Origin of the sequence: Salmonella sp. SAL4457, assembly GCF_046548235.1 — a bacterium.
In the GTDB taxonomy this organism is placed as follows: Bacteria; Pseudomonadota; Gammaproteobacteria; order Enterobacterales; family Enterobacteriaceae; genus Salmonella; species Salmonella enterica.
In genome coordinates, this window is record NZ_JBGDZO010000605.1 from 1 (window position 1) to 266 (window position 266).

1 pseudogene is annotated in these 266 nt (G+C 69.2%); it reads right to left on the reverse strand.

What is annotated here, in order from left to right:
- A pseudogene (locus ACLJNW_RS25630) lies at window positions 1-266 on the reverse strand (tRNA uridine 5-oxyacetic acid(34) methyltransferase CmoM); the annotation flags it as partial.

Genomic DNA, 266 nt, shown 5'->3' on the forward strand with positions numbered 1-266 from the left:
ATGTAGTCGTGGAACACCCGCACGCCGCTGCGCGCCTCGATGCGCCAACGCGCTGCCAGCGCCTGTTCCAGCTCGCGCGGGTCGAGCGGGCGCTGCGGGGTCAGGCTCTGCCCCTCGCCAGCGAAGCGTTCCTTGCGCAGCTTGCGGAAGTGGCCCTTGAGCAGGTTGCGGTAGATCAGCGCGTCGCGATTGTAGAAGGCCAGCGACAGCCAGCCGCCGGGTGCGCAGAGTTGGTGCAGCACCGGCAGGATCGCATGGGGTTCGGC